This window comes from Mesobacillus sp. (assembly GCF_057785455.1).
Genome location: NZ_JBYNSB010000055.1, coordinates 26306 through 45650, shown reverse-complemented (window position 1 = coordinate 45650; position 19345 = coordinate 26306). Strand labels below are relative to the sequence as shown.

General features: G+C 44.1%; 23 protein-coding genes. 15 read left to right on the top strand and 8 right to left on the bottom strand.

Annotated elements, in window-relative coordinates:
- Positions 1–13: 13 nt before the first annotated feature.
- From AC3EBE_RS20160 to AC3EBE_RS20135, 6 genes are all read left to right on the top strand, one after another.
- A complete protein-coding gene (locus AC3EBE_RS20160) occupies positions 14–1633 on the top strand; it encodes a long-chain fatty acid--CoA ligase (protein WP_488596810.1) in 1620 nt (539 codons plus the stop codon).
- A gap of 251 nt (positions 1634–1884) precedes the next feature.
- A complete protein-coding gene (locus AC3EBE_RS20155) occupies positions 1885–2166 on the top strand; it encodes an autorepressor SdpR family transcription factor (protein WP_488596809.1) in 282 nt (93 codons plus the stop codon).
- A gap of 1 nt (position 2167) precedes the next feature.
- Positions 2168–2797: an SdpI family protein gene (locus AC3EBE_RS20150; protein ID WP_488596808.1), complete on the top strand. Its 630-nt coding sequence runs from the start codon at positions 2168–2170 to the stop codon at positions 2795–2797.
- A gap of 138 nt (positions 2798–2935) precedes the next feature.
- Positions 2936–4660, top strand: coding sequence for an ABC transporter ATP-binding protein (locus tag AC3EBE_RS20145; protein ID WP_488596807.1), 1725 nt, complete (start codon positions 2936–2938; stop codon positions 4658–4660).
- Positions 4654–6450, top strand: a complete 1797-nt coding sequence (locus AC3EBE_RS20140; RefSeq protein WP_488596806.1) for an ABC transporter ATP-binding protein — start codon at positions 4654–4656, stop codon at positions 6448–6450. Before AC3EBE_RS20145 ends, AC3EBE_RS20140 begins: the two co-directional genes overlap by 7 nt.
- A gap of 117 nt (positions 6451–6567) precedes the next feature.
- Positions 6568–7851: an ATP-binding protein gene (locus tag AC3EBE_RS20135; protein WP_488596805.1), complete on the top strand. Its 1284-nt coding sequence runs from the start codon at positions 6568–6570 to the stop codon at positions 7849–7851.
- Between the two features lie 372 nt (positions 7852–8223).
- Here AC3EBE_RS20135 and AC3EBE_RS20130 read toward each other — a convergent pair whose 3' ends face one another.
- From AC3EBE_RS20130 to AC3EBE_RS20115, 4 genes are all read right to left on the bottom strand, one after another.
- Complete coding sequence (locus AC3EBE_RS20130) at positions 8224–8475, bottom strand: alpha/beta-type small acid-soluble spore protein (RefSeq protein ID WP_488596804.1); 252 nt, start codon at positions 8473–8475, stop codon at positions 8224–8226.
- A 468-nt stretch (positions 8476–8943) separates the two neighbouring features.
- Positions 8944–9129, bottom strand: coding sequence for a YfhD family protein (locus tag AC3EBE_RS20125; RefSeq protein WP_488596803.1), 186 nt, complete (start codon positions 9127–9129; stop codon positions 8944–8946).
- Positions 9130–9214: 85 nt separating this feature from the next.
- A complete protein-coding gene (locus tag AC3EBE_RS20120) occupies positions 9215–9337 on the bottom strand; it encodes a YfhE family protein (RefSeq protein WP_488596802.1) in 123 nt (40 codons plus the stop codon).
- A gap of 64 nt (positions 9338–9401) precedes the next feature.
- The gene (locus AC3EBE_RS20115) at positions 9402–10298 is read right to left on the bottom strand and encodes a TIGR01777 family oxidoreductase (protein ID WP_488596801.1); all 897 of its coding nucleotides are present in this window, start codon (positions 10296–10298) and stop codon (positions 9402–9404) included.
- Positions 10299–10411: 113 nt separating this feature from the next.
- Between AC3EBE_RS20115 and recX the strand changes: the two genes are divergently transcribed.
- Positions 10412–11224, top strand: coding sequence for a recombination regulator RecX (gene recX, locus AC3EBE_RS20110; RefSeq protein ID WP_488596800.1), 813 nt, complete (start codon positions 10412–10414; stop codon positions 11222–11224).
- Positions 11225–11244: 20 nt separating this feature from the next.
- On the opposite strand, the gene AC3EBE_RS20105 is transcribed toward recX, so the two are convergent.
- Positions 11245–11922, bottom strand: coding sequence for an SDR family NAD(P)-dependent oxidoreductase (locus AC3EBE_RS20105; protein WP_488596799.1), 678 nt, complete (start codon positions 11920–11922; stop codon positions 11245–11247).
- Between the two features lie 88 nt (positions 11923–12010).
- On the opposite strand from AC3EBE_RS20105, the gene AC3EBE_RS20100 reads away from it, so the two are divergent.
- Complete coding sequence (locus tag AC3EBE_RS20100; RefSeq protein ID WP_488596798.1) at positions 12011–12346, top strand: YfhH family protein; 336 nt, start codon at positions 12011–12013, stop codon at positions 12344–12346.
- A 49-nt stretch (positions 12347–12395) separates the two neighbouring features.
- On the opposite strand, the gene AC3EBE_RS20095 is transcribed toward AC3EBE_RS20100, so the two are convergent.
- Positions 12396–12578, bottom strand: a complete 183-nt coding sequence (locus AC3EBE_RS20095; RefSeq protein WP_488596797.1) for a small, acid-soluble spore protein K — start codon at positions 12576–12578, stop codon at positions 12396–12398.
- 116 nt (positions 12579–12694) lie between these two features.
- Between AC3EBE_RS20095 and AC3EBE_RS20090 the strand changes: the two genes are divergently transcribed.
- Positions 12695–12970 (top strand): YfhJ family protein, encoded by a 276-nt coding sequence (locus AC3EBE_RS20090; RefSeq protein ID WP_488596796.1) that lies wholly within the window; start codon positions 12695–12697, stop codon positions 12968–12970.
- 729 nt (positions 12971–13699) lie between these two features.
- Here AC3EBE_RS20090 and AC3EBE_RS20085 read toward each other — a convergent pair.
- On the bottom strand, positions 13700–14686 hold the full coding sequence (locus AC3EBE_RS20085) for a metal-dependent hydrolase (RefSeq protein WP_488596795.1): 987 nt from the start codon (positions 14684–14686) through the stop codon (positions 13700–13702).
- A gap of 131 nt (positions 14687–14817) precedes the next feature.
- On the opposite strand from AC3EBE_RS20085, the gene AC3EBE_RS20080 reads away from it, so the two are divergent.
- Positions 14818–15114, top strand: a complete 297-nt coding sequence (locus tag AC3EBE_RS20080) for a hypothetical protein (protein WP_488596794.1) — start codon at positions 14818–14820, stop codon at positions 15112–15114.
- 81 nt (positions 15115–15195) lie between these two features.
- Complete coding sequence (mutY, locus tag AC3EBE_RS20075) at positions 15196–16269, top strand: A/G-specific adenine glycosylase (protein WP_488596911.1); 1074 nt, start codon at positions 15196–15198, stop codon at positions 16267–16269.
- A gap of 24 nt (positions 16270–16293) precedes the next feature.
- Here mutY and AC3EBE_RS20070 read toward each other — a convergent pair whose 3' ends face one another.
- A complete protein-coding gene (locus tag AC3EBE_RS20070) occupies positions 16294–16518 on the bottom strand; it encodes a hypothetical protein (RefSeq protein ID WP_488596793.1) in 225 nt (74 codons plus the stop codon).
- A 170-nt stretch (positions 16519–16688) separates the two neighbouring features.
- On the opposite strand from AC3EBE_RS20070, the gene fabL reads away from it, so the two are divergent.
- The 4 genes from fabL (at position 16689) to ntdP (ending at position 19318) form a co-directional block, all read left to right on the top strand.
- Positions 16689–17438 (top strand): enoyl-[acyl-carrier-protein] reductase FabL, encoded by a 750-nt coding sequence (gene fabL, locus AC3EBE_RS20065; RefSeq protein WP_488596792.1) that lies wholly within the window; start codon positions 16689–16691, stop codon positions 17436–17438.
- Between the two features lie 88 nt (positions 17439–17526).
- A complete protein-coding gene (locus tag AC3EBE_RS20060; protein ID WP_488596791.1) occupies positions 17527–17802 on the top strand; it encodes a gamma-type small acid-soluble spore protein in 276 nt (91 codons plus the stop codon).
- A 501-nt stretch (positions 17803–18303) separates the two neighbouring features.
- Positions 18304–18558 (top strand): YgaB family protein, encoded by a 255-nt coding sequence (locus tag AC3EBE_RS20055; RefSeq protein ID WP_488596790.1) that lies wholly within the window; start codon positions 18304–18306, stop codon positions 18556–18558.
- Between the two features lie 229 nt (positions 18559–18787).
- On the top strand, positions 18788–19318 hold the full coding sequence (ntdP, locus tag AC3EBE_RS20050) for a nucleoside tri-diphosphate phosphatase (RefSeq protein ID WP_488596789.1): 531 nt from the start codon (positions 18788–18790) through the stop codon (positions 19316–19318).
- Positions 19319–19345 lie beyond the last annotated feature (27 nt).

Genomic DNA, 19345 nt, shown 5'->3' with positions numbered 1-19345 from the left:
GGGGAAATGTCGTATGATGAATGTTCCATTGACAGTAGGTTCACTATTGGAAAGAGCAGAAAAGTTTTTCCCGAAAAAACAGGTTGTTTCACGTACATTGTCCGGTATCCATCGATTCACTTATAAGGAGATTGGTGAAAGGACGCGCAGGCTGGCCAGTGCCCTTGAGAAGCTGGGTATCGGCAAAGGAGACAGAGTCGGTACGTTTGCGTGGAACCACCACCGGCATCTGGAAGTCTATTTCGCTGCACCCGGGATGGGCGCAGTGCTGCACACGATCAATATCCGCCTGTCACCGGAGCATGTCTCTTATATTATCAATCATGCAGAAGACAAGGTGCTTTTAGTAGATGAAGATTTGCTGCCGCTGATTGAACGATGCAAGGATGATTTTAAAACGGTAGAGGCGTACATCGTTATGACCGACAAGGATGAGCTTCCGGAAACAACGCTTGAGCCAGTTTTCTCTTACGAAGCCTTGCTCCGTGAAGCGAGCCCCGACTTTGAATTCGTGAAGGATATCGACGAGAATGAACCTGCAGGAATGTGCTATACTTCCGCAACAACCGGTAAGCCGAAGGGGGTAGTCTATTCCCATAGAGGAATTGTCCTTCACAGCTTTGCGTTCGGATTGGCGGACACTGCCGCTCTGTCAGAAACCGATGTGGTTCTTCCTGTTGTTCCGATGTTCCATGCGAATGCGTGGGGACTTCCGTTTGCCGCGACCTGGTTCGGATCTACTCAAGTTTTGCCAGGGCCGCTGTTTACACCGAAACTGCTTGCCGACCTGATTGAGCAGGAAAAGGTCACTTTCACTGCCGGCGTTCCAACCATTTGGCTTGGCCTGCTCAATGAGCTAGAGAATGGAAGCTATGACACGTCTTCGCTAAGGTCAATTGTTTGCGGAGGTTCAGCTGCACCTAGAGGAATGATCAAGGCCTTTGAAACGAAATACAAAATTCCGTTCCTGCACGCTTACGGCATGACAGAGACTACGCCTCTTGCGACGGTATCCCGACTTAAGAGCTATCAGGAAGGACTGGATCAAGAGGAGATTCTCGATATCCGCTCAAAGCAGGGACTTCTGGTGCCTGGACTTGAAATGAAGATCATTGGCGGCAACGGGGAAGTAAAATGGGATGGCCAGGAAATGGGCGAGCTTCTGCTGCGCGGCCCTTGGATTGCCGATGAGTACTACAAGGATGAGCGTTCAAACGAAGCCTTCAAGGATGGCTGGCTATATACAGGAGATGTTGCCACTGTTGATGAGGAGGGTGTCATCAAGCTTGTCGACCGGACAAAGGACCTGATCAAGAGCGGCGGAGAATGGATATCTTCTGTTGACCTTGAGAATGCTCTGATGGCACACGAAGCGGTATTCGAAGCGAGCGTTATCGCAGTTCCGCACCAGCAATGGCAGGAGCGGCCGATTGCCTGCGTTGTACTGAAGGAGCAATATAAAGATAAAGTTGATAAACAGGAGCTGCTAGATTTCCTTGCACCGCAATTCGCCAAATGGTGGCTGCCAGATGATATCGTCTTTATGGCTGAAATCCCGAAAACCTCAGTAGGGAAATTCCTCAAGCGGGCGCTCAGGGACCAACTAAAAGAACATCTCGCACAAAAGTCATAAGAAATAGAAATAGAAATAGAAATAGAAATAGAAATAGAAATAGAAATAGAAATAGAAATAGAAATAGAAAGCTTTAACACACTAACGCGCTGGGGGTCAGACCCCCAGCGCGTTAGTGTGTTAAAGTGGGGGTAATCTTGAAATTTTAGTGATTCGTCATATTGCATTTTTTGTAAGTGTAGTTTAGTATTTAGTTAAATAACTAAATACTTAATTCGCACATATAATGCTTAAAGAGGAGGCTTCATAAATTGAATGAAGCATTCAAGGCTTTATCGGATCCTACTCGAAGAAAAATTCTCGACTTATTGAAGGAGAGGGATATGACAGCTGGAGAGATAGCCGAACAGTTTGATATGTCGAAGCCAAGCATTTCTCAGCACTTGAAATTGCTGAAGCATGCCGGGCTGATCCAGGATGAAAAACAGGGCCAGTTCATCATTTATTCTCTCAATATTACAGTCTTCCAGGAGCTCATTAGCTGGGCCTTCAGTTTCACAGACAAAAAGAAGGATGGGGAAGGGGAAAGATAAGATGAAAAAACATGTTTTGCCGTTGACGCTGATTGGCCTGCTGGTCATTGCATGGATTATTGCATTTCCAAAGCTGCCAGACCAGGTTCCAATCCACTGGAATATAAATGGGGAAGCCGATGGATTTGCCACACCATTCAATGCCATGCTCTCCACACTCGGAATTATGGTGCTGCTCTATGTCACTATGATGTTCCTGCCAAAAGTCGACCCAAGAAAATCAAATTATAAATATTTTACAAAAAGCTATAACATCATGCTGAACGCGATCCTTGGAGTCTTATTCATCATTAACATCATGATGCTGCTGAATGCTGTGGGCTATGAAGTGCCAATTGGCAGCATTGGTCCAGTTGTGGTCGGTATTATCTTCATGGTGCTTGGGAATTATATGCCTCAGGTCCGTTCGAATTTTTTCATAGGCATCCGTACTCCCTGGACCCTGAGCAATGATGAAGTCTGGAGGAAGACACACAGGGTTGCAGCGAGGATTTTCTTTTTTGGCGGCTTGATCATGATGGCAACCATCTTTCTGCCGTCATTCTGGGAGGAAGCAATCTTTATTGCGATCATCGCTGTGACCGTGATTGCACCATATCTATACTCCTATTTACTCTTTAGAAAAAATTAAAAGTATTCGGTCCTGATAAAAAAGGGCCGATTTTTTTATCTTTCAATTCAAAAAATTCACCAAACAAGGTATGATAATACATATAAAATTCGAAGGTCGAAATAATTAATGGTGCTTTCAACTGGAGGGCTTTGCTTCATGAATGTTTTTTCTTTTATTAAACCATATCGGATTCCAATTGCGGCAGCGCTCAGCTTAATGCTTGTCGAGCTGGCAGTTGAACTCTGGCAGCCGCTGCTGATGGCTAAAATAATTGACGAGGGTATTGTCGAGAAGGATTTGGATACAGTCCTGAAATGGGGAGGGGTCATGCTTGGGATTTCCCTGCTGGCCTTTGCCTCCGGAATCACGAATTCTTTTATCGCTTCCTATGCAGGACAGGGCTTTGGCTATGATTTGCGGGAAAGGCTGTTCTCCAAGGTGCAATCCTTTTCGTTCACGAACTTTGGCAATTTTCCGGCGTCTTCCCTGATCACCAGGATCACAAATGACGTAACCCAGCTGCAAAATACACTTTTCATGAGTCTGCGGATTGCGATGCGGGCTCCGCTCATGGTCATCGGGGGCATTGTTCTGGCAATGCTGGTCAATGTGAAACTTGCGCTGGCATTCGCTGTTATCATGCCGCCGCTGCTGATTTTCCTTATCTGGATTATGACGAAGGCAGCAGGATTATTTAAAAAGGTCCAGAAGCGCCTTGATAAGGTTAATGGTGTCATGAGGGAAAACCTTGTTGGCATGAGGCTGATCAAGGCTTTCGATAGAGGGGATTATGAGGGAACCAGGTTTGGAACAGCTAATAATAATCTCAGGGATAAAACCGTTTTTGCACTAAGAGTGACAGAGATGACGATTCCGATTCTGCTGTTATTTATGAATATGAGCGTCATTGCGGTTCTTTGGTTCGGTAAAATCGAGGTTCAAAATGGTTCGGTATCTGTAGGCGAAGTTGTCGCGATTGTGAACTATGCTTCCCGAATTACAAATGCATTCTCGATGTTCTCCTGGATCATAATGGTTTTTTCCCGGTCAAAGGCTTCCGCTGAGCGTGTGGAGGATATCCTGAATGAAGAAATCGACCTGCAGGATACAAAGACCAGCTCTGCTGAACGTAACATCACCAATGGCAAAATCGAATTCAGCAATGTTTCGTTCAAGTTCCCGAATACCAATATACCAATCCTGCAAAATCTCACATTCACAATTGAAGCAGGAGAAACAGTGGCTGTTTTGGGAGCAACAGGTGCAGGGAAAACGGCGATGTTCCAGCTCATCCCGCGTCTCTATGATGTGACTGGCGGGGAGATCACGATTGATGGACAAAATATTAAAGAGCTCAAGCTGAAGAACCTCAGAGAGCAAATCGGCTATGTCCCACAGGAAGCTTTGCTGTTTACAGGAAGCATTAAGGAGAACCTCGCATGGGGAAAAGAGGATGCATCCGAAGAAGAGATGATTGAAGCGGCAAGAAATGCACAAATCCATGAAACGATCCAAAAGCTGCCAAAAAAATATGAAACATTGCTGGGCCAGAAGGGGGTCAATCTGTCGGGTGGACAAAAGCAGCGCCTTTCCATTGCCAGGGCGCTGATCAAAAACCCGAAAATCCTGCTGCTTGATGACAGTACAAGTGCCCTCGATCTTAAAACAGAGGCAAAACTGCTCGACGCAATTACTAAATACAAATGCACTACGCTTGTCATAACGCAGAAAATCAGTACAGCAAGAGAAGCAGATAAAATCCTTTTGCTTGAAGACGGAATTTTAACAGCAGCTGGCAGCCATGATTACTTGCTGAAGCATTCCCCGCTTTACAAGGCAATTTATGCTTCGCAATTCGGGGAGGTGAAGGCGGAGTGCTAAGAAAACAAAAACCTGAAGGAGATTTGAAATCAAAGCAAATAGGTGGCATTGGCTCAACAGTGAAAAGAATTTGGAGCTATCTTGCAGAGCATCGGAGCCTGCTGATCCTCGTGCTGTTGATGGTACTGGCAAGCTCCGGACTCGGCCTGCTCGGACCATTTTTGATTGGCTGGGGAATCGATGAATATTTGGCAAAAGAAAGTGCTGAAGGTTTCATCTGGCTGTTGATTGGCCTGGGAGCTGTGTATATATTCCACTCGCTGTCCCTCTGGCTCCAAGCCTATTGGATGATTGGAATCGCCCAACAGACAGTATATACAATGAGGAAACAGCTTTTCGCCCATTTTCACAAGCTGCCAATTGATTTCTTCAATAAACGCCAGCATGGCGAGCTGATGAGCAGGGTGACGAATGATATAGAAAACGTCAGTTCAACGCTGAACTCCTCGGTAATCCAGATCTTCTCGAGCGTGCTTACCCTTATTGGCACTCTAGCCGTGATGATTTGGCTGAGTCCGCTGCTCACACTCGTGACAATGCTCATCGTTCCATTGATGTTCTGGGGGATGAAATGGATCACCAGCCGCACCGGAAAGCTGTATAAAGAGCAGCAACGCAGGCTCGGGGAGATGAATGGCTATATAGAAGAAACAATTTCAGGCCAGAAAATCATTAAATCCTTTTCGCAGGAAAACAAGGTAATTGATGAGTTTAAGGTAAAGAATCAGCAACTAAAGCAATCAGGGTATTGGGCTCAGACATTCACTGGATTTATTCCTAAACTAATGAACATGCTGAATAACCTGAGCTTTACAATCGTTGCCGCTGTTGGGGGCTATTTTGCCCTGAAAGGAACAGTGACAATTGGAACAATCGTGATTTTCACTGAATATTCCCGGCAGTTCACCCGCCCGCTCAATGATTTATCAAACCAGTTCAATACGCTGCTGTCTGCAGTAGCCGGAGCAGACAGGGTATTCGATATTCTGGATACTGAAGAAGAAGCGATTGATGAGAAAGGGGCAGAACCCCTTGCAAAAATCAATGGCAGTGTAGAGTTCAAAGAGGTCTCCTTTTCATATGAAAAAGGAGGCGACACGGTGGCCGAGCTATCCTTTAAGGCCGATCCGGGTGAAAGCGTCGCGCTTGTAGGGCCGACTGGGGCAGGAAAGTCTACGATCATCAATTTGATTTCCCGCTTTTATGAACCAAACAGTGGAAAAATATTGATTGACGGACATGAGAGCACAAACATAACAAGAGAAAGCCTTCGCCGGCAAATGGCGTTTGTCCTTCAGGATTCGTTCCTGTTTCAGGGCACAATCAGAGAAAATATCAGGTATGGTCGATTGGATGCAACTGAAGAGGAAGTGGCAGCAGCAGCTAAGGCGGCTAATGCGCATTCTTTCATTAAAAGATTGCCAGATGGCTATGATACAGTACTCAGCCAGGATGACGCAGGAATCAGCCAGGGGCAAAAACAGCTCCTGTCAATAGCCAGGGCTATTCTTGCTGACCCGGCCATTCTGATTCTCGATGAAGCGACGAGCAGCATTGATACTATCACCGAGTTGAAAATCCAGGACGCACTGGGCCATTTACTTAAAGGAAGAACAAGCTTCATCATTGCCCACCGATTGAATACGATCAAAAGCGCTGACCAAATCATAGTCATTGAAAGCGGCAGGATCATCGAAAAGGGAAGCCATAATGAGCTGCTCGAACAAAAAGGTTTTTACCATGACTTATATACGAGTCAGCTTGAAAAGAAAGCATTAATAAACCATTAAAGGGCCATTGTGCCCTTTTTGTATTGATATTTTTAGACAAATTTCCCGGGGAATAGAGGAATCGTAAAAAAATTGTCGTATTCCTATAACAATGACTCTTCGAATGGAGAAGATAAGATGCTGGTCGAGAAACTGCTTCTGGATGTATTGATTATCCTCACGCCAATATTCATTAATAGCGTCTTTTTTGATAATAGAAATACGGGGAAATCTCCTTTATTGTGCGGCGTTCTGCAAAGTATATCCGTATTCCTCTGCCTTGTTTTTTCTTATGAAGAAGGTGGCTTATTCTGGGATTTGCGTTATGTTCCCTTGGTGCTGTCTTTTTTATATGGAGGGCCTTTAGCAGGGGGGATGGTATTGGTTACCTACCTGTTGACCAGGACATTTATTGGTGAAGGATTGCTCCTCGGGTATGCAAGCGGATTTCTGGCAGCCATCGTGCCAGTTATTTTCATGAAAACCTTTTGGAAGCTGGAGCCTAAAGCAAGAATCAGGAGAGCAGTAATGGTTGGTTTCTGGCCAGCCTTCGCCATGCTCACTATTCTGGTAATTCATATCTTTACAAGTGAAACTGCAGCAGCTGAAACGAATAAAGTTATGCTCAATGTGGCTATCTTCGGGCTGATTCAGATATTCGCTGTATGGATTGCTGCCTTCCTGAATGAGTCACTGATCGAAAAAACACAAATGAGAAATGAAATCCTCCGGGCTGAAAAGCTGAATACTCTTGGGGAGCTCGCTGCTTCAATTGCACATGAAATCCGCAATCCGCTCACAGTTGTAAAAGGCTTCCTCCAAATGATGCATAAGCAGGAAAAAGGCGATAATTATTACTACCTCAGCCTTGTCCTGACTGAACTTGGAAGGGCTGAAGCGATCATCAATGATTATTTGAACTTTGCAAAGCCACAATTCGAAAAGCTTGAGGATGCTGAACTTGCCAAGGTCATCACGGAAGTATCCTTGCTGCTTGAAGCTTTTGCCTCCAAGGAGAATATCCAGGTAAATGTACAGCTGCAGTGGGATGTGTATGTAAAGACAGACACGAACCAGCTTAAGCAGGCCTTGGTGAATATCATTAAAAATGCGATTGAAGCCTCTCATGAAGGCGGGGAAGTGTTGATCCGGCAAGAAACAATCGGTGATAAATCATACATAACAATTACAGACCATGGTAAAGGAATGGATAATGACCAGGTTGCCAGGCTGGGAACCTTATTTTACACAACAAAAGATAAAGGAACTGGCCTAGGGACATCGGTTTCCATCAAAATAATTGAAGCGATGGGAGGGGTCATCTCCTATAAAAGTCAAGTAGGCGAGGGGACAGTGGTTACAATTGTCCTGCCTTCGTTTTCAGAACCAGCGTCTCGTGTTGACGAAATAAGTATCATGTAAAAACAGTCCGAGGAAACGGGCTGTTTTCTGTTTTTTCGGCAATAGAAAAAGCGAACCGGGCCCGGTTCGCTTTTGAGTAACTTGCTACCCCACAAGATATATATGGTTAGTCAATTATAAACTGTGCCGCGGTAAAAAATTCCACTTGATCAATTAAACCTAAACGACGCAAGCCCTACCTCTCTTGCATCCTAACGGCTCCGAAGCCGATCCAGTGTGAATAAGTTATTACCAAAAAAATAAGCAGAATGCCATTTAAATGTTTATATTGTTAGTCAGTGTGTTTCAAGTTACTTCAATATTGGCGAAGCTTATTTATTATAATACAATTTCCAAGGGCTGTCAATAATCTTTTTGGCAAAGAATTGGTACCTATTTTTTCGTTAAATTTTGCTGTGCCATTTTTACAAGCTCACGAACCATACTTCCGCCAAGCCTGCCGCCTACTTTCCCAGCCTCGCGTGTTGTCAGGCTGCCGTTATACCCTTTGTTTAAAGCGACACCAACTTCTTTAGCTGTCTCGAACTTCGCATCTTCGGCCTTCATTGTTCCGGCAACCTGTGCCTTTAAATCGTCCAATGCCCTTCTGGCTTCAGGAACGAGAATTTTGTTTCTTCTTGCCATGTGAAAATCCCTCCATGTTTGTAGCTTTGATTTATTATTTGTAGTTATGAAGTGAATTATTATATGGCCAAGATTTAATCATATGTGTTTTTAATTATGAGAATATGGGTAAATTAAAGGGTTAAATTTATCCTCAGCTTTATCAACAGCTAAATTACTTGAATTACGAGTACTCCACAGGTTTATCCACATTATCCACAAATCATTGGTGATATCAGCTTACTTGCAAAATCCCTGAAGAATTAAGGGCGTGAATAAAATAGTACACAATATCCACATTGTTGTGGATAATATGCGGAATTATATTTATGAACAATTAGTGAAGTCTATTGATAGCTAGCTTGGCAAGGTGTATATTACAGTTATCAAGAGTTAGTGAAAAGATTCACATGCAAACTGGCTCATGACATATTTCCCCTTCCCCTTAAGAAAGAAAGCAGGATCCGAGGATCCTGCTTTCTTTTTGGGTTATTTCCTTCTTCTTTTCGCACGTCCATCAGCAGCTCTTGAACGGGCCAATGCCTCAAGATCAGCCTGATCAGCAAGCTCACGGTTAAACTCTACATCGATTCCATCTGATTTCATATTTTGTGGAACCTGTGGAAGTGATGCTTTGTTACGGTCGCGTGTTTTATGTCCTCTGGAACGTCCCATTCGGAAAAACCCCTTCCCATTTTAAAAGTACGGAAATAAATCATTTCCGTACTTTTATGGTCTGCTTGATAGGGCTCTTTAATGCCTAAAATCTCTTTCCAGCCGTGTAGCCACCTGCACGGTCAGCCTTTTTGAATTCGCGGCTGTAGGTTACTTCCTGCATGCTCGATAGTGTACTCTTCGTCTTTTCACGTTTCTTCTTGTCCATTTAACCCACCCTTTCAAAAAGTTTACTTTAGCAGTATCTCCTTCTTGAAAAGGATTAAACCGAATTATGGACCAAAAATATCCATCAGCGCTTCCTTCAAGTTCGGAAAGTGGAACCTAAAGCCAGCTTCAAGGAGCTTTTTCGGCAATGCATGCTGGCCTTCAAGAACAAGCATGCTCATTTCCCCCAGCAAGAGTTTTAACATAAATACGGGAACAGGCAGCCAGTGAGGTTTTTGCAGCACATCCGCGAGCGTGCGTCCAAACTGGTCCATTTTAACCGGTGCGGGTGCTGTAAAATTAACTGGCCCGGCCAATTGTTCATTCTCGATTGCAAACAGGATGCCAGCTACTACATCCTTGATATGAATCCATGAAAGCCATTGCGTCCCGGAACCTACTTTGCCTCCTCCATAGAGTTTGTAGGGCAAAACCATCCTCGGCAGCGCACCCTCATTTCGATCAAGTATCACTCCAAAGCGGCATAAGACAACTCTCACCCCGGATTTGCCAGCCCCAGCTGCCGCGGCTTCCCAGCGAGTCACGGTATCTGCAAGGAAATCGCTCCCCGCCTCAGATGCTTCTGTAAATTCCTTTTCTGGAGAGGTTCCATAAAAACCAACGGCGCTGGCATTAATAAGTACTTCCGGTTTCTTTTCCAGCTGCTCAAGAATGCGGTTCACCTCAGTAGCAGCAGAAAGGCGGCTATTTAATATTTTTTGTTTATATTCATCGGTCCACCTGCTGTTGATACTGGCTCCAGCAAGGTTGACGAAAGCATCTATCCCTTTAAGCTCCTTCTCAGGCAAGTCTCCATTATTTAGCCACTGAACAAATTTCAGTCTATTGCTCGAGCTTCTTTTTTTGCGCGTTAAAATTAGGACTTCATGACCGTTTGAAAGCAGTTCATCGCTTAAGGCTTTACCGACAAATCCCGTCCCCCCAGCAATCGCGATTTTCAAAAAAATCCCCCCCATATTAAGTTTTCTTCCTATTATAGTACTGCTTTTTGCATGATAAACCTTCTTTGAATGTGTTACATTTTAATAAAAGACGTTTCCACGAGGTGAGCCATATGGCAGTAATCACAAAAATATCCGTTCAAAAGCACAATAAGGACCGGTACAGTATTTTTACCGACAATGGAAGCGGCGAAGAATATGCGTTCAGTGTTGATGAAGACGTCCTGATTAAACATCAACTGAAAAAAGGCATGGAACTTGATGACCTGTCAGTGACGGAAATGCTTTATCAGGATGACATCCGCAAGGCCTATAATTCCGCAATTAATTACCTTGCCCACCGAATGAGGTCAGAGGGTGAGGTAAGGGATTATCTGAAGAAAAAAGAGATTGCTGAGCCTGTTATTCAGGAAGCCATCCTAAAATTAAAACAATTTAAATTCCTGAATGACGAAGAATTTTCTGCTGCGTTTGTCCGCACCCAGCTGAATACAACAGATAAAGGGCCAGAAGTCATCAAAAAGGAGCTTAAGGAAAAAGGAATCTCACCCGATATCATTTCCAGGGCTATTGAGGAAGTAAGCTTTGATGACCAGCTTGAAAAAGCGATCAAACTCAGTAAAAAATACGCACAGAAGAACAACAAGGATTCATCCCGGATCCTGAAACAGAAAATCGAACAGATGCTGCAAAGGAAGGGCTACTCTTTTGCGATCATCCGGGCAACTTTGGAAGAGACAGTGGTGGAGAAGGAAGAGGATAGTGAGATGGATGCCCTTCGTTACCAGGGAGAGAAGCTTCACAATAAACATGCGCGGCTGTCCGGCAGAGAATACAGGCAAAAAATGAAAATGGCCCTTTACCGAAAAGGCTTCCCGATGGATTTAATCGATGAGTTCATTGCCGAGAAGGAAAGGGAGGAATAAAGAAAAAATCATGACGGGTGTCATGATTTTTTAGATTCTATCACAATTTCATCCTGATCGAGGCCATTGACGATCAATTGAGCCACCTCAGAAGCAGACCGAAGCCTGGAGGTATCTGCAATATGGTCGCTGCCTTCCCAGAAAGGTGTATCCATTCCACCCATATACGCACCAATAAAACGGATTCCGGTACCTTCATATTCCTTTTGAAGGCTCTCGGTGAAGCCTCTTACCGCGAATTTGCTTGCGCAGTACACTGCTTCATTTTTCTTGCCTCTTAATCCAGCTGTAGAAACGATATTCAAGACGATTCCTTCCTTGTTCATCTCTAAATATGGAAGGATGGCTTTTGTCATATGGATGGTCCCAAATACATTCGTCGCAAACATGTCTTCAATTTCCTGGTCAGAAATGTCTGTAAAAGGCCCGAAGTGACCCAAGCCAGCATTATTGACAAGTCCATATAGGTTGAACTTTTTACTAATAATAATGGCTTTTTCTTTTATATCCTCAAGATTCCGGATGTCGAGTTCAAGTGGGGAAGCACTGCCGCCAGCCTGTTCAATCTGGTTCTGTACCTCCTTAAGCTTGTCCCCGCTCCTTCCTGTTAAAATCAGATGGTAGCCCTGAGCTGCAAGAAGCAGCGATACTTCCTTGCCAAGGCCTGACCCTGCTCCAGTCACGATGATTGCCTTCATGATAGCCTCCTTAAGATTACATGCTATAATTTATTTATATCTCAAATGATAAAATGTTAAAAGCGAGAACAATCCAGGAGTGAACAAGATGAGAGAAAAACGTTACAGTGAAATGACCGAGTATGAATTGAACCAGGAAATCGCCGGGCTGCGCGATAAAGCCCGAAAAGCGGAACAAATGGGCATGGGCAGTGAGCTTGCTGTTTATGAACGAAAAATTGCTATGGCCAAATCCTACATGCTAAACCCGGATGATTTCAAGCCTGGCGAGATTTATCAAATAGAGGGGGATCCGGGTTCCTATTTCAAAATCGACTATATGAATGGAGTTTTCGCCTGGGGATCACGCTTAAACGGCGATGGCAGGGAAGATGCGCTGCCGATTTCGCTGCTGGTGAAATTGGAAGAGCAAAACCAGGAGTAACCCCGATTTTGCCCTTGCATGCCTAGCTGCTGTGCTTGTGCTTTTCTAATTAATGATCCTTCAGGACAGCGGAAGTGTCATCCTCACGATGGGATGATGCATACATACGTTCCTGCGGATGAGTATTGATCGTGCCGTCAGCCCTTCTTGAGGCGTATTCTGCTTTAGCCCTCGGTTCGCCTTCGAGCTTGTTGTTGTTCTGATTCGGGAAGTTGGTTTCTTTATTTCGCATAGTGGCCTCCGTGACGGGTATAATTACGTAGATGCAAAAAGCACTACGCAGTAATAGTATTGGATAAATCCAAACGGGGCATAACCTATATTAAAATTTGGCAAAGGGTGAGAATCATGCATGAATACCACGAACGACTAGCCAACCTGCTGTTGGAAAAAAACAAGGATATAACATATGAACAAGCCTTGACCTGGGTTGAATTGCTCTGGGGTGACTTCGAGGCTACCTACGCAAAAGCAGGCCATGACTATATGGGCAGCGAAATGACCGAAAAAGTAGTCCGCCAATGGATCGAGCATTACGGAGCCCAGCTTCATGAATTCGTCGCCAGGAATCCGAAGTATAAGCATTTGTTAGAGCAGGAGAATGACCCGTCGAAACCACATTGAGCTGAGCTTCTTAAGACCATCCATGCCGGAAATCCTGGTGTGAATGGTCTTTATTAAAGGTTATTAAGACCACCTAGGTCAAAAAATCTGTAGTGGATGGTCCTAATAATGATTCTTAAGACCAACCGTGCATAGAAATCTGTAATGGAAGGTCCTAATAAAGGCTATTAAGGCCATCCAGCCCAAGAATTCTGTAATGGAAGGTCCTAATAAAGGCTATTAAGGCCATCCAGGCCAAGGAATTTGTAATGGATGGTCCTAATAAAGGCTATTAAGACCATCCAGGCAAAGAAATCTGTAGTGGATGGTCCTAATAAAGATTCTTAAGACCATCCAGGCAAAGAAATCTGTAATGGATGGTCCTAATAAAGGCTATTAAGGCCATCCAGCCCAAGAATTCTGTAATGGAAGGTCCTAATAAAGGCTATTAAGACCATCCAGGCCAAGGAATTTGTAATGGAAGGTCCTAATAAAGGCTATTAAGGCCATCCAGCCCAAGAATTCTGTTGCGGATGGTCCTAATAAAGGCTCTCAAGGCCATTCCACGCAAAGAAATCTGGTCTGCAAGGTCCTAATAAAGATTCTTAAGACCATCCAACTCAAGAAATTCAAACTAGAAGGTCTTAATAAGGTTCTCAAAACCTCAAGGCAAAAGGGCAAAAAACCCCCGGCAAACTCCAAGTCTGCCGGGGGTTCTATTTTAACCAAAAAGTTTCCGCTCCAAGGCCATTACCCTTCTCCAGGGATAAACTCAAGCTTTTTACGCAATTTTTCCTCGCTGTAAATCCAGCCGGTATAGGAACTTAAAATATTCAAATCTTTCCCCAGATTAACGACCGCGACGAATGGATAGTGGCCATTGCTTCGGTAGCGCAAATCAATGAACCTAACTTCGTAATAATCGTCGTATTCATCACATTCCCACCGATAGACCGGGGAGAAGGAGAGGAATGCTGAGAGATTCTTGTCTTTCTTGGCAGCTTCAAGCACGGGGGTCTCTGGAACTGGTACCCTGTTGAATTGGTCAAGAATCCTGACATGGCTTTTATGGGCACGGCCGACAAAAAATTGGTGCTTGTTCATGACAGCCACTCGCCAATGGTTCAGTTTCATTGTTGGAGCAACAATGATCTCGGTTGCGTCAGGAACAATCTGCTTCACTGCTGTTATAACCTTGCGTTTGCTCATGAAGCGATAAATGTAATAGAAGACAAGAATAATGTAAATCGTCAGGAAGGTATATCCTGGATCTGCCCCAAAAGCCCATATGAACAGTCCGACAACATGAATCGCGAAAATAATCGGGTCAAACGTGTTAATGATGCCCAATGCGACCCATTTCGACGAAAAAGGCCTCAGCGCCTGGGTTCCATAAGCGTTGAATATGTCGACGAAAACATGAAGGAATACAGCGATGAATGTCCAAATCCATAAGTGCAGTAAATTGGCTTCTGGATGGAAGGCGTAAATTGCTCCTGTAATGAGCAGAGGCCAAAGAAGAACTGCCGGTATGGAATGGGTGATTCCACGATGGTTCCGGATGTACACAGCATTATTGCGTAATTTTAAAACTGTGTCTATATCAGGTATTTGTGATCCGATAACGGTAGCGATCAATACACTGCTTGCAGTGGCGGTGCTTTCGCTGACAGCTGGATCAAGTGTAGCCAGACCGCCCAGTGCGAATCCCATGACTACATGGGTTCCTGTATCCATAATACCGCCTCCTTCAATAATTTTTATTAAGTAAAAGTTCTTGTCACATCATCGATAATGGTTTACTTTTAAAGGGCTGTATCAGCAGTTTGCCCTTTATGATGAAATTTTTCACAAAGGAGCTGTATTGCATGATTCAAATGATTATTCAGTATGAGGTAAAACAAAACCTGCTTGAGCAATACCGCGAGACCATGGATGGGATTTCAGCCATGCTCCAGGATTTTGAGGCAGACATGTTTTCCTGCAGCCAGTCAGAACAGCGAAATATGTTCATTGAATCATTCTATGTTCCGACTGAGTCGCATTATCATGCTCTGAAAAAATTGCGCCAGTCAAGGACCCATTCTGTTTTCGGCAGGCTTGAGGACTTTGTGCCAGGCGGCCTGGAAAGAATAGGTTTTATGGCAATCAAGCAGAAACGTTAATATTATATTCCCAAATTTCCGGAATGTTTAACACGTGGAGGAACAAAAGTGGCAACTGACATCAAGAAAAGTGTAGATAAAATGGATATTAAATCCTTTCAGGATGATTTGATTGGATGGTTTGCAGATGAACAGCGTGAACTGCCCTGGAGAAAGGATCAAGACCCTTATAAAGTGTGGGTATCTGAAATCATGCTTCAGCAAACGAGAGTAGATACCGTCATCCCTTATTTTAATTCATTCCTGGAAAACTTTCCAACAATAGAAGCACTGGCGAATGCGGATGAAGAGAAGGTGCTCAAGGCCTGGGAAGGGCTTGGCTATTATTCCCGGGTGCGAAATCTCCAATCAGCTGTCCGGGAAGTCCATGAAAATTATGGCGGGAAGGTTCCAGATTCACCTGAAAAAATTTCTTCATTAAAAGGAGTCGGCCCATACACTGCTGGCGCCATTCTAAGTATCGCCTATGGAAAGCCAGAGCCAGCGGTCGATGGCAATGTCATGAGGGTGCTGTCAAGGATCCTGCTGATCTGGGATGACATTGCAAAGCCATCTTCGAGAAAAATATTCGAAGAAGCCGTTAGAAAGCTCATTTCCCGTGAGAATCCTTCGTTTTTCAATCAGGCCTTGATGGAGCTGGGTGCGCTGATTTGTACCCCTACCTCGCCATCATGCCTGTTATGCCCAGTAAGGGATCACTGCCAGGCCTTTCATGAAGGAGTACAGAATGAGCTGCCTGTAAAAACGAAAAAGAAAAAGCAGAGAAGTGTTCAGCTTGCAGCCGGTATCTTTACGAATGAAGAAGGAAAAATCCTCATACGCAAAAGACCTGAATCAGGATTGCTGGCAAACCTGTGGGAATTTCCGACTGTAGAACTGGGCCTAGAATTCCAGCGCCATCGTGATCAGCTTGAGGAGCATTTTGAAGAGCAATACGGATTCAAACCGCATGTTCAGGATGCACTCGGGCAAATCGATCATGTATTCTCTCATTTAATATGGAATATCCAGGTTTTCAGCGGCAATTTTAACGGGAAGGTTCCGGAATCGCCGCAATTAAAATTGGTTTCTGAGCAGGAGATCCAGGAGTATGCTTTCCCGGTACCTTACCAGAAAATGCTTAAACAGTATTTGGAATTTAGAAAGGCTGACTGATCCAGGGTCAGCCTTTCTTTAGTATTAGTCGTAACTAATCTTCGTTCCATGAGTATAATCTGCTTCGTGGCGCTGGAGACCGCCTCGGCGCTCGATTTCCTCCACGATTTCCCGGTGGATGGTTTGGCCTTCGGCATTCAGGTAAGGAACCATTTGCTGCAGGGAGTGATGGAAAAACGCAAGTTCACTGTCTTTCCAATCAGTTTTGGACATCATTGATAATTCGGTCATGTCACGGCCCACATACATCTAAATCATCCTTTCAAGATTAATTAACCTACTTGTTATTGTTTTCAGCATGTACTGTTTTTATCAAAGACAATCAAAAGGATTTCTGCCTCATTGTCATATATCCCGGAAAAGGCTAAAATAAAACAAGAACCTTGTCCTAATATCAGGTATAAGAAAGGAATTTAAATATGACACAGAAAGTAGCATTGGTAACAGGAAGCAGCCGTGGTATCGGCAAAGCAGCAGCAATAAGGCTTGCAAAGGAAGGCTATGACATTGTCGTCAACTATGCTCGCAGCAAAAAATCTGCACAGGAAACAGCGGAAGAGATTGAAGCCCTCGGCAGAAAGGTGCTTATCGTCAAAGCAAATGTCGGCGATGTCAGCAAAATTAAAACAATGTTTGAGCAAATTGATGAAACATTTGGCAGGCTGGATGTTTTCGTCAACAATGCCGCTTCAGGTGTTCTTCGTCCTGCGATGGAACTGGAGGAGTCACACTGGGATTGGACGATGAATATCAACAGCAAGGCTCTGCTGTTCTGTGCCCAGGAAGCAGCTAAACTGATGGAGAGAAATGGCGGCGGAAAAATTGTAAGCATCAGTTCACTCGGCTCGATCCGTTATTTAGAAAATTACACAACGGTCGGGGTGTCCAAGGCGGCACTTGAAGCATTGACGCGCTATCTAGCAGTAGAGCTTGCCAGGAAAAATATCGTTGTAAATGCCGTTTCCGGCGGGGCTGTCGATACAGAGGCGCTGACCCACTTCCCAAACCGCGAAGAGCTGCTGGCTGAAGCAAGAGAGAAGACACCGGCAGGCAGGATGGTTGAAATTAACGATATGATCAATGCGGTTATGTTCCTCTTGCAGGACGAATCAAGCATGATTCGCGGCCAGACGATCATCGTGGATGGCGGTATCTCCCTGCTCGTATAAATCAAGCAGTTATGGTTGATTTTGGAAGAAAAAAGTCGGATAGCTCACCCCCACGCTGGTTAAATTAATATTCGTGGAGGTGATAACAATGGCAAAACAACCTAACCAAACTCAAGCTGGAACTAACATTCAAGAAGTAAGACAGCAAAACGCTCAATCTGCTGGTCAAGGCCAATACGGCACTGAATTTGCTAGCGAAACAAACGCTGCAGAAGTACGCAAGCAAAACGCTCAAGCTGCTCGTGGCGGACAACAAGGCCAATACGGCACTGAATTCGCTAGCGAAACTAACGCACAAGAAGTGCGTCAGCAAAACCAGCAAGCAGAAGCTCGCAAAGGTCAAAACTCTGGCCAACAGAGCTAATTTTACTTAACACAAAAGGCACTCTTTATCCGAAGAGTGCCTTTTTCTATGGTTTAGCAGCGAAAACGAGATATCCTGGCATTTAAAAAGCAAGCTGAAAGGAAATCCTGCAACTTCCCTAAAGTATTTTTCAAAAATAGTTGAGGTCCGGTAACTTTCCTTTTGGTAATCATCCATTTTACCTGCGTACTCTTCGACTTTGCCTATTAATTCTGCAGATCCAGTGGTGATTCCGAGGCTTTTTGTAGAAATCCTGCAAATTTCTCCCGTTATTCCGCAACTTTGCACGTGATTCCGCGGATTTTTGTCGAAATCCCGCAACAAGGAAATCAGACAGGAAATCAGACAGGGAATCAGAAAAGGAACTCGTCAGATCAGAAAAGAAATCTTCACAAAACCCATTCGACAAATCTTCTAAATACTTTACATAACTAGTCAAAGGAAAAGGATCACCCTGAACGAATACAATAGGGAGATAAATTTTACAGGCGGTGGAAAAGCATGGACAAATTTAACGAATTGGTTTCAACACAAATGCAAACAATGGAAAAGCTTCTTTATCTGCAGTCTGAATTGGAACGGTGCCAGGAGATTGAAAAACAGCTGGATGTGCTGAAGCAAAATGCGGAGCTTGAAGAGCTGCGCGGCGAGATTGATCGCAAAAAGATGGAGCTTAAGGAAATTCATCAGATGTTTGAAAAACAGACCGAAGAGGTAATCAGTACCTATCAGCAGCTGGCCGTCACTTTCCGCTAAATCGTATACAATGACCTTAAAATAGTGAATTTTTATAAAAATATATCAATTTTCAGGAGCCATCGCTGTAATTCGGTGGCTCTTTTGTTTTAAATTCTTCCATTAACCGTTATAATAATAAAAAATAGGAATCGTTCTTTGTTGCCTTTTGTCGTTTTTCAATTGATCTAGATAAATATACATTGATAGGTTGCAAAGCTTCCGGGAAAGGAAAGTAGGGGAGAAGAACATGGGCGTACCCATCGAAGGTGAAACTGTCCAAATCCATAGTTATAAGCACAATGGGCACATCCATCGAGTCTGGGAAGAAACAACCGTCTTAAAGGGAACACAAAATCTTGTGATCGGCGGCAATGACCGGACAGTCGTGACGGAATCAGACGGAAGAACCTGGATCACAAGAGAGCCTGCAATCTGTTACTTCCACTCTCAATTGTGGTTCAACGTTATAGGCATGATACGGGAAGACGGCGTGTACTATTATTGCAATCTTAGTTCTCCGTTCATTTTTGACGGAGAAGCGCTGAAATATATTGATTATGATCTCGATATTAAGGTTTTTCCAGATATGACATTTAACTTGCTTGATGAAGATGAATATGAGCGCCACCGAAAAGAAATGCAATATCCTGAAGTGATCGATAAAATCCTGAAATACAATGTGGAAAAGCTGAAGCGCTGGATCAGGCAGCGTAAAGGCCCTTTCGCACCTGATTTCATCGATATTTATTATGAGCGGTATTTAACTTATCGCCGGTAATTTCCAGGATGAAACAAAGTTAGCCTG